This window comes from Ruminococcus sp. RTP21358st1_G6_RTP21358_211008, from assembly GCF_040908885.1.
GTDB classification, from domain to species: Bacteria; Bacillota; Clostridia; order Lachnospirales; family Lachnospiraceae; genus Blautia_A; species Blautia_A faecis.
In genome coordinates this window covers 1-8,999 of sequence record NZ_JBDGDM010000082.1, presented here as the reverse complement: position 1 = coordinate 8,999, position 8,999 = coordinate 1, and the positions used below count along the sequence as shown (strand labels likewise).

Annotated in this window: 10 protein-coding genes; 7 read left to right on the top strand and 3 right to left on the bottom strand. The window is 43.0% G+C overall.

What is annotated here, in order from left to right; all coding sequences use genetic code 11:
* Nucleotides 1–308 precede the first annotated feature (308 nt).
* Nucleotides 309–806 (top strand): SH3 domain-containing protein, encoded by a 498-nt coding sequence (locus tag AB5Z12_RS20080; protein WP_173718102.1) that lies wholly within the window; start codon nucleotides 309–311, stop codon nucleotides 804–806.
* A 151-nt stretch (nucleotides 807–957) separates the two neighbouring features.
* Here AB5Z12_RS20080 and AB5Z12_RS20075 read toward each other — a convergent pair whose 3' ends face one another.
* Nucleotides 958–1,437, bottom strand: coding sequence for an S-ribosylhomocysteine lyase (locus tag AB5Z12_RS20075; RefSeq protein WP_368357522.1), 480 nt, complete (start codon nucleotides 1,435–1,437; stop codon nucleotides 958–960).
* 166 nt (nucleotides 1,438–1,603) lie between these two features.
* Between AB5Z12_RS20075 and AB5Z12_RS20070 the strand changes: the two genes are divergently transcribed.
* On the top strand, nucleotides 1,604–2,407 hold the full coding sequence (locus AB5Z12_RS20070; RefSeq protein WP_368357523.1) for a peptidylprolyl isomerase: 804 nt from the start codon (nucleotides 1,604–1,606) through the stop codon (nucleotides 2,405–2,407).
* A 125-nt stretch (nucleotides 2,408–2,532) separates the two neighbouring features.
* Here the strand turns inward: AB5Z12_RS20070 and AB5Z12_RS20065 are convergent, their stop codons facing one another.
* Complete coding sequence (locus AB5Z12_RS20065; protein ID WP_180006280.1) at nucleotides 2,533–3,093, bottom strand: class I SAM-dependent methyltransferase; 561 nt, start codon at nucleotides 3,091–3,093, stop codon at nucleotides 2,533–2,535.
* A gap of 48 nt (nucleotides 3,094–3,141) precedes the next feature.
* Here AB5Z12_RS20065 and AB5Z12_RS20060 point away from each other — a divergent pair, with 48 nt between their 5' ends.
* The 4 genes from AB5Z12_RS20060 to AB5Z12_RS20045 all read left to right on the top strand — a co-directional run bounded on the left by AB5Z12_RS20060 (nucleotide 3,142) and on the right by AB5Z12_RS20045 (nucleotide 6,346).
* Nucleotides 3,142–3,210, top strand: coding sequence for a DUF6783 domain-containing protein (locus AB5Z12_RS20060; protein WP_368072569.1), 69 nt, complete (start codon nucleotides 3,142–3,144; stop codon nucleotides 3,208–3,210).
* Between the two features lie 205 nt (nucleotides 3,211–3,415).
* The gene (coaBC, locus tag AB5Z12_RS20055; RefSeq protein ID WP_118579910.1) at nucleotides 3,416–4,615 is read left to right on the top strand and encodes a bifunctional phosphopantothenoylcysteine decarboxylase/phosphopantothenate--cysteine ligase CoaBC; all 1,200 of its coding nucleotides are present in this window, start codon (nucleotides 3,416–3,418) and stop codon (nucleotides 4,613–4,615) included.
* Between the two features lie 228 nt (nucleotides 4,616–4,843).
* A complete protein-coding gene (locus tag AB5Z12_RS20050) occupies nucleotides 4,844–5,494 on the top strand; it encodes an ECF transporter S component (RefSeq protein WP_118579913.1) in 651 nt (216 codons plus the stop codon).
* 78 nt (nucleotides 5,495–5,572) lie between these two features.
* Entirely contained in the window at nucleotides 5,573–6,346 is a 774-nt protein-coding gene (locus AB5Z12_RS20045; protein WP_118579916.1) for a type III pantothenate kinase, read from the top strand.
* Nucleotides 6,347–6,428: 82 nt separating this feature from the next.
* On the opposite strand, the gene AB5Z12_RS20040 is transcribed toward AB5Z12_RS20045, so the two are convergent.
* On the bottom strand, nucleotides 6,429–7,319 hold the full coding sequence (locus tag AB5Z12_RS20040; protein ID WP_148462872.1) for an RluA family pseudouridine synthase: 891 nt from the start codon (nucleotides 7,317–7,319) through the stop codon (nucleotides 6,429–6,431).
* Nucleotides 7,320–7,512: 193 nt separating this feature from the next.
* Here AB5Z12_RS20040 and AB5Z12_RS20035 point away from each other — a divergent pair, with 193 nt between their 5' ends.
* Entirely contained in the window at nucleotides 7,513–8,856 is a 1,344-nt protein-coding gene (locus AB5Z12_RS20035) for an MATE family efflux transporter (RefSeq protein WP_173735307.1), read from the top strand.
* The last annotated feature ends 143 nt before the right edge of the window (nucleotides 8,857–8,999 follow it).

The window sequence follows — 8,999 nt, the reverse complement described above, 5'->3', positions numbered from 1 at the left end:
TGCCCTTTTGAAATGAGTTTTTAGCAGGATAATATAAATGTGTAATATCTAATCTTAAGTTTATGATGTTGAGTTGAGCCGGTGGTTGTTAACTAAGAACGCTTTATTTCAAATTACTGTTCACTCCGTGACCAGTAACTATTTCAAATATGCTTTATTGCAAAGATACACTTAGGGGTTGCATAATTTGTAATAATACTGTATATTAATTGTAACGATTCGCGAAATGAGTCTGTTTTTGTAATATTATATGAAAAGAAGATGAATCAATTCAAAGCACCATTGCTTTGTAAAGGAGGAACTATATTATGAAAAAAGCAGCATTAGCCGTTTTGCTTCTGGGCGCAGCACTTTGCATCCCTGGATGTGGATTTGAGGAAGGTGCAGGAGCAAGCGTTACAGTTATACAGGCAACCCCGACCCCTATTCCAACACCAACCCCTGAGGCAACTCCTACACCAGAAGTTACTCCTACTCCAGAACCAGTTGTAGAGCAGACTGCAAGCGGTGTGAATGTAACCAAGCAGGATGGTACATATGTTGCGAATGCAGATATTAACCTTCGTGCAGATGCAAGTGCAGATGCTACCTGGATCGCAGGTGTAACAAGCGGTACACAGCTTACAAGTACAGGTGTATGCGACAATGGCTGGATTGAGGTTTCCTATGAGGGACAGACTGCTTATGTATCCGGTGATTATGTAAGTGCAGTGGCAGCTGACGGTGCAGCCGCAGATGGAACTGCTGATCAGGCAGCTACAGAAGGAAGTGCAGATGCTGCAGCTGATGAGGCTGTCGCAGGCTGATAGGCTAGAAATTTAAGAGATGAAATGATGAGATGAAAGACGCTATGTAAATGGATGGTATTATCGTTTACATAGCGTTTTTTGAGTACTAAAGAAATTCCCTCCTGCCATGAAATGGTAAGAGGGAGATTTCTGAATATATCAAATCAAATTATTCCGGATAAACCAGTCTGTCTGGTTTGATATCATACAGCACTTCATTCAGGAACTTTTTAGCCAGATATTTCGCCATTCCAAGGTTCATATCCAGATAATTTCCACAGTCTTTCGGGGAAGCACCAGGAACCTCGCCCTGGAAATCACGGATAAACTCAAAGGTTTCAACCATAAGCGGAACAATATCCTTAGATTCATAATCTCCGTTCAGCAGCAGATAATTGCCGGTACGGCAGCCCATTGGTCCCCAGTAGATCATCTTCGGTCCGAATTCCTTGTGGTTGCGAAGAAAAGTAGCAGCAAGATGCTCAATGGTGTGAAGCTCTGCTGTGTTCATAACAGGCTCCTCATTTGGGGAAGTCATACGAATGTCAAAAGTGGTGATCATACTATTTCCAACCGGATCCTTGCGGGAAACGTAAACGCCTGGCTGAAGTTTGATGTGATCTATTGTGAAACTGGTAATCTTTTCCATAAAAAAGACCTCGCTTTCTGATAAATTCTTTCTTGATTTTAGCAGACAATACAAGCTGTGGCAAGACAAAGAAAAAGAAATTGAACAATCTGTGAAAACAATTGTTTTTTACGTGATTTTCGTTATAATAGAAAAAGATGGCATCAAGAATTGGAGGCATAAAATCATGAAAAAAAGAAAAATTCTGGCAATGCTGATGGTGGCAGCTCTTTCCGCAGGAATGCTGGTAGGCTGTGGTTCAGATAATACGAAAGAGGAAAGTAAGAGCACAGAAGCAGCAGATACTAAAGAGAGCACAGAAGAAAATAAAGACACAGAAGAAACAAAAGAGGAAAGTACAGATGAGAGTGCTGACCAGTCAGAAGGAACGGAGGAAGAAGTTTCCGGCTTTACAGACGGTTCCGGGGATGGAGAAGGTACAGATGAAACAGCAGACAATACAAGCACTGTTCTGGATACTTCAGAGCCTCTTACCGGTCTTCATCATGCAGAGATTGAGGTGAAGGACTACGGCACCATTAAGGTGGAACTGGATGCGGACACAGCACCTATCAGTGTAACCAACTTTGTGAAACTGGCACAGGAGCATTTCTATGACGGACTTACTTTCCACCGTATTATTGATGGATTTATGATCCAGGGCGGAGATCCGGAAGGAACCGGAAGAGGAGGCTCTGATGAGACTATTAAGGGCGAGTTTTCTGAGAATGGCGTAAAGAACGATATTTCCCATGAGAGAGGTGTGATCTCCATGGCAAGATCCTCAGACCCGGACAGTGCAAGCTCCCAGTTCTTTATCGTACAGTCTGACAGTACCTATCTGGATGGACAGTATGCCGCTTTCGGACATGTGACAGAAGGCATGGACATTGTTGACCAGATCTGCAAGGATGCAAAGCCTACAGATAACAATGGAACTATTTCTGCAGATGAGCAGCCGGTGATGACAAGCGTTACCATTATAGATTGATAAAGTACAGTTTGAGAATACCGAAGATAAAACACCCCTTTGGCAGACACAAATAATTGTAGTCTGTCTAAGGGGTGTTTTTTGAGTAAATACATGGGAAAAAGTTGTTGCTTTTTGTATACAAGTTACAGTTTGACTACAAGTACGGGCATAGGCGGATGATTAGGCCGGTTGTAATATTCTGTTTTAATAACCAGAAATTTCCTGGAATCCAGCACCTTCAGCCATTTCAGCAGTGCATCCCGTTCCTCAAACCCGGAATCTCCGCCGCTGTAGATACACAGCATCAGGATCCCGCCCTTTTTCAAAAGGGACAGGGATACGGTAAGTGCCTGAATACTGGATTCTGCCCTTGTGGCAAGAGTATGATCGCCCTTCGGCAGATAGCCGAAATTGAATACAATGCAGCTTACACTCACAGGCTCTGCGTATTTTCCCATATTTACGTGGGAATCCAGAAACAGTTCATAATTGTGAGGGGCATTTTCTTTTTCAAGCCGCTCTCTGGTATTGGCAAGTGCTATTTCCTGAATATCGAAAGCGAGTACATGCCCTTTTTCCCCACAAAGACAGGAAAGAAGCAGAGTGTCATTTCCGTTTCCCATGGTGGCATCAATGCAAAGGTCTCCTTCTTTTACATGCTCTGAGATAAAGTGGGCGCACCACTGTGTGATCTGGTAGTTCATAATGGTTCCTTTCTTTTGTAGTATCCTTATAATGAAAGTCGAAAACAGATGGCAAAATTTCCCGCAAAGTGGGGCATGCAGGTTGCGGGAAGGATTTTCAAACATGCTCTGGAATAGCTGTTAAAAGTCTAAGGCTATTATAACAGATAAAAAAACAAAGAAAAGATGCATATAAAGGTAAATTATGTATGAAAAGCCGAACATATAAAAAATACATTGCATTCATACGTCTCTTTGCATTATAATAAGCGGTACGGACAAAAGGTATAAAATAACAGATGAATTTTGTCCAAAAGATTTCAAAGAGAGATGAGGGAAGATAATGTTAGAGGGAAAGACAGTTCTTCTGGGAGTTACTGGAAGTATTGCAGCATATAAGATCGCATATCTTGCAAGTACGCTGAAGAAGCAGCAGGCAGACGTTCATGTGCTAATGACCAGAAATGCCACTAATTTTATTAATCCCATTACTTTTGAGACACTTACCGGGAATAAATGCCTTGTGGATACCTTTGACCGGAATTTTCAGTTCCAGGTAGAGCATGTGTCCATTGCGAAAAAGGCTGACGTTGTGATGATCGCACCGGCAAGTGCCAATGTGATAGGCAAGCTGGCTCATGGAATTGCAGACGATATGCTTACAACCACCATTATGGCATGCAGATGCAAGAAATTTATTTCTCCGGCGATGAACACCAATATGTTCGAGAACCCCATTGTCCAGGATAATCTAAAAACCTTGGAGCATTATGGATACGAAGTAATCGATCCTGCTGTAGGCTATCTTGCATGCGGCGATACCGGAGCGGGAAAAATGCCGGAGCCTGAGACTCTTTTAAACTATATTTTGAGAGAGTGTGCCTGTGAGAAGGATATGAAAGGGCTGAAGGTGTTGGTTACCGCCGGTCCTACCCAGGAGGCAATTGATCCTGTCCGTTATATTACCAACCATTCTTCCGGCAAGATGGGCTATGCCATTGCAAAAATGGCTATGTTGCGCGGAGCAGATGTCACACTGGTAAGTGGACGTACTGCACTTGCACCGCCACCATTTGTGAGAGTGGTTCCAGTGGTAACAGCCAGAGATATGTATGAGGCTGTAACCTCTGTCAGTCAGGAACAGGATATTATCATTAAAGCAGCAGCAGTGGCAGACTATCGTCCGGCCAGTGTGAGCGATGAAAAAATTAAAAAGAAAGACGATGACATGTCCATTGCCCTTGAGAGAACAGATGATATTCTGAAATATCTTGGAGAGCACAAACCGGATGGACAGTTTCTCTGTGGATTTTCCATGGAAACAGAGAATATGATCGGTAATTCCAGAGTCAAACTTACCAGGAAAAATCTGGATATGGTAGCTGCCAACAATGTAAAAATGGCAGGCGCCGGATTCCAGGGGGACACCAATGTTCTGACTCTGATTACACAGGATGAGGAAGTATCACTCCCGCTAATGAGCAAGGAGGATGCAGCCGGTAAGATCCTGGATAAAATACTGCTTGAGAGAGTTCGCAGATAGTTATTTACAGGCTGTCATTCTGGCAGCATTTATAAATCTTTTGCGAAGCCGCAGGCAGTGGCACTGGTGTTATATTCGCAGATTGTATTTTGTAAATCTGGACAGAGGATAACACATTTTTCAGAGTGGCGGGTAAATACAAAAAAAGCATGCCCGCTGTTCCATACCGTATTGTATCCCTGAGTCTGAATAGGCTCTAATATAGGGAACGATAACAAGGAGGACAACATGAACAAAAAATTTACAACATCTCAAATCACCTTACTGGGCCTTATGATCGCAATTCTGCTTCTTATGGCTTACACACCTCTTGGCTACCTGAATATCGGGCCTCTTGCAATCACCTTTAATATTATTCCGGTTGCCATCAGCGCAATTACAATGGGACCTGTAGGCGGAGCCATTGCGGGAGCCGTATTCGGACTTACCAGCTTTGGACAGTGTATCGGCATTGGCGGTACCAGCCTTATGGGTGTTACCTTATTCGGAATCAATCCATTCCTGGCGTTTGTTCAGAGATTTATTCCAAGACTGGTTGACGGACTTCTTCTTGGATATATTTTCCAGGGAGTCCGCAGGAAATCAAAAAATATTTATCTTTCCTGCGCTGTAACAGGATTTCTTTCCGCATTTTTAAATACTCTGTTTTTTATGGGGTTATTAGTTGGCCTTTTCGGAAATACCGAGTATGTACAGGGACTTATGGGTGGAAAAAACGTGATTCTGTTCATCTGTACATTTGTAGGAATCAACGCAGTATGTGAAATGCTTTCCGCTACCGTTATCACAGGTGCTGTAGGTGCAGCCCTTTACAAGGCAAGGCTTCTTCCGGGAACAGAGAAGAAATCTGAGAAAGTGGTAAAAACAGCAGAAGTTTAAGAAAATTGAAAACAGACAGACTGTTTGCAAAAATGGCCGCTGATTGCGGCTGATGATAGAGAAACCATGGAGGAAAAAATGATTTTAGCAATTGATATTGGAAATACAAATATTGTGGTTGGCTGCATTGATTCAAAGCAAACCTATTTCATTGAGAGACTTTCCACTGTCCGTACAAAAACAGAACTGGAATACGCAGTTGATCTGAAGACAGTTTTGGATTTATATCATATTAAGCGGATTGATATTGAAGGCTGCATTATTTCCTCTGTAGTACCGCAGATTACCAATGCCGTGAAGCTTGCAGCTGAAAAGGTTCTGAAAAAAGAACCTATGGTATTGGGACCAGGTGTAAAAACAGGTCTGAATATCCTGATGGATAATCCCGGACAGCTTGGAGCAGATCTTGTAGCAAATGCAGTTGCAGGAATTCATGAATATTCTCTTCCACTGGCAATTATTGATATGGGAACTGCAAGTACGGTAAGCGTGGTAGATGAGAAGAAGCATTATGTGGGAGGCATGATTTTTCCCGGAATGGGAGTGTCCCTGGATGCCCTTACAGCCCGTGCTTCTCAGCTTAGCGGAATCAGTATTGAAGCACCGAAGCGCATCATTGGAAAAAATACTATTGAATGCATGAAAAGCGGTGTGATTTACAGCAATGCAGCAGCCCTTGACGGAATTGTTGACAGAATTGAAGAAGAGCTTGGACAGAAAATTACAGTTGTTGCAACTGGTGGCCTTGCCCGTAAGATTATCCCACATTGCAAGCGGGAGATTTTGTTGGATGAGGATCTTTTGTTAAAAGGTTTGCTCATTATATATGAGAAGAACAGAAAAGAATTATAAGCTTTCTGAGAATGAAAAATGAGACAGGTCAGAACTTCACAGTTATGAGGTTCTGACCTGTTTTGCCCGAATTCGGTTGCCGTTAGGAACGATGAAAGGCATCTGCAAAATCTTCTGGGACAGGGGCAGTAATACACATGTTTTCTCCTGTAACAGGGTGAGCAAATTCCAGCTGAAAGGAGTGCAGGGGCTGTCTTTTTATAATTCTGTAATCTGGATTGTAGAGAAAGTCTCCTGGCAGCGGATGTCCAATGTACTTCATATGCACACGGATCTGATGAGTGCGTCCGGTTTCCAGATGGAGCTCGATGAGAGAGTAGGAATGATAGGTGGCTAATCGCTCATAGTGTGTGACAGCACTCTCCCCATTTGCGAAATCCACCTGTCTTTTGATGGTGGAATCTGCTGCACGCCCAACAGGCGCATCAATATTTCCTTGCTCTGCTGTGATTCCCTGTACAATTGCCAGGTAGGTACGCCGGATCTGACGTTGCTTCATCTGGGCAGAGAGAACTGCTGCACTATAAGGGTTTTTCGCCAGAATCAGGGCTCCTGTGGTGTCTCTGTCCAGACGGTTGATGCAGCGGTAGACGAAATGCTGTCCTTTTTCTTTAAAATACCAGGCAACTCCATTAGCCAGTGTATTATCATAATTTCCAATGGAAGGGTGCACAGGCATGTCTGCCGCCTTATTTATGACTAAAATATCTTCATCTTCATATAGAATAGAAAGGTCCATTCTCACAGGCAGGATATTTTCAGTGTTGTCCGCTTCCGGAATATGTATGTGAAGAGAATCTCCGACCTGAAGAACTGATTTCCCAAATCCCCGCTCACCATTTAGCTGAATCGCATTTTTATCTGCCTTCATGGAAGATAAAATTCCCCGGGAAAAGCCCTTGCTCCTAAGAAAATCAAGAAGCTGCGTTCCTTCCTGTTCTGGCTGTATCGTGTATGTAAGAATTCTGTCCAAGGTGTTCCTCCTGAAATTGTATTAAAATTATATTGAAACATAAGGATTGTGCGTAATTAAATACTGTATTTTTTTCGCTTAAGGTGTATAATAGCACAGAAAATATTTGCATGGAAGTATCTGAAGCAGTTTTATGAGATATACATCCATGCGACAGGAACTATTTATACATTTAAGGAAAAAGAGGAAACATATGAAACAACAGCAACATCTTTTTACAAACAAAATGCTCCGGGCGCTTCTTGTTCCTATTATTATGGAGCAGCTATTAAATGCCTTGATGGGTACGGTAGATACCATGATGGTCAGCAATGTAGGTTCTGCGGCCATTTCCGCCGTTTCTCTTGTGGATTCTATCAATGTACTGATCATTCAGGCCTTTTCTGCACTGGCAGCTGGAGGTACCATTATCTGTACCCAGTATCTTGGACAGAAGAATCACGAGATGGCAAACAAATCAGCCAGGCAGGCACTTTTTATCATAACAGCCATTTCTGTCTTCATCGTTGTGCTTGGACTTGCTTTCCGTGCACCGCTTCTTAGCTTTATTTTCGGAAAAGTGGACGCGGATGTTATGGAGAATTCCATGGTGTATTTCTTTTATACTGTGCTGTCTTATCCTTTTATTGCGCTTTATGATGCCGGAGCATCCATTTTCCGTGCACAGGAAAACACCAGAGGACCGATGGTGATCTCCATTATTTCCAATGTGATGAATATTGTGGGAAATGGAATTCTGATCTGGGTATTTCATATGGGAGTTGCCGGAGCGGCTATTTCCACACTGGTATCCAGAATTTTCTGTGCAGTAGTAGTGCTGTACCAGCTTAGAAAGAACAGGCAGCCAATTGTGGTACGTGATTATCTGAAAATCCGTCCGGATGGAAAAATGATTGGCAGGATTCTTGCTCTTGGTATTCCTTCCGGTATAGAGAACAGCATGTTCCAGCTTGGAAAGCTGGCAATCCAGTCTACAGTCTCTACACTTGGAACCACTGCTATTGCAGCCCAGGCTATGACCAATATGCTGGAGATGTTAAATGGAACAGCTGTAATTGGTGTTGGAATCGGACTTATGACAGTGGTGGGACAGAGTCTTGGAGCCGGAAGAAAAGACGAGGCAGTTTATTACATGAAGAAACTGATGATCTTTTCCGAAGTCTTTCTCATCGCCTGCTGTGCAGTGGTATATGTCCTTGCACGGCCGATTACCATGATTGGTGGAATGGAAGCTAAAAGCGCTGAAATGTGTCTTGATATGATGTTCTGGATCACCATTGTGAAACCAATCGTATGGATGTTTGCGTTTATTCCGGCTTACGGCATGCGTGCGGCAGGAGATGTGAAGTTTTCCATGATTACTTCCTGCATTACTATGTGGACTTTCCGCTTTTGCCTGTGCGTTTATCTGATCCGGGTCTGTGGCATGGGACCGATGGCTGTCTGGATCGGAATGTTCACAGACTGGACGGTACGTGCGATCGTGTTTGGTCTGCGGTTTAAGAGTGGAAAATGGATGGAACATAAAGTTGTGTAAAAGGTTACTGGTCAAGGAGTAAACAGCAACTCTGTAACTGTAAAAGATAAGGAAAGCTATCCCCTTTTATGTCAAGCGTTTTTGAAAATGTCCTAAAATAATTGAAGTATTAGCCCCGGCTTTTTGCTGGGGCTTGTTATATT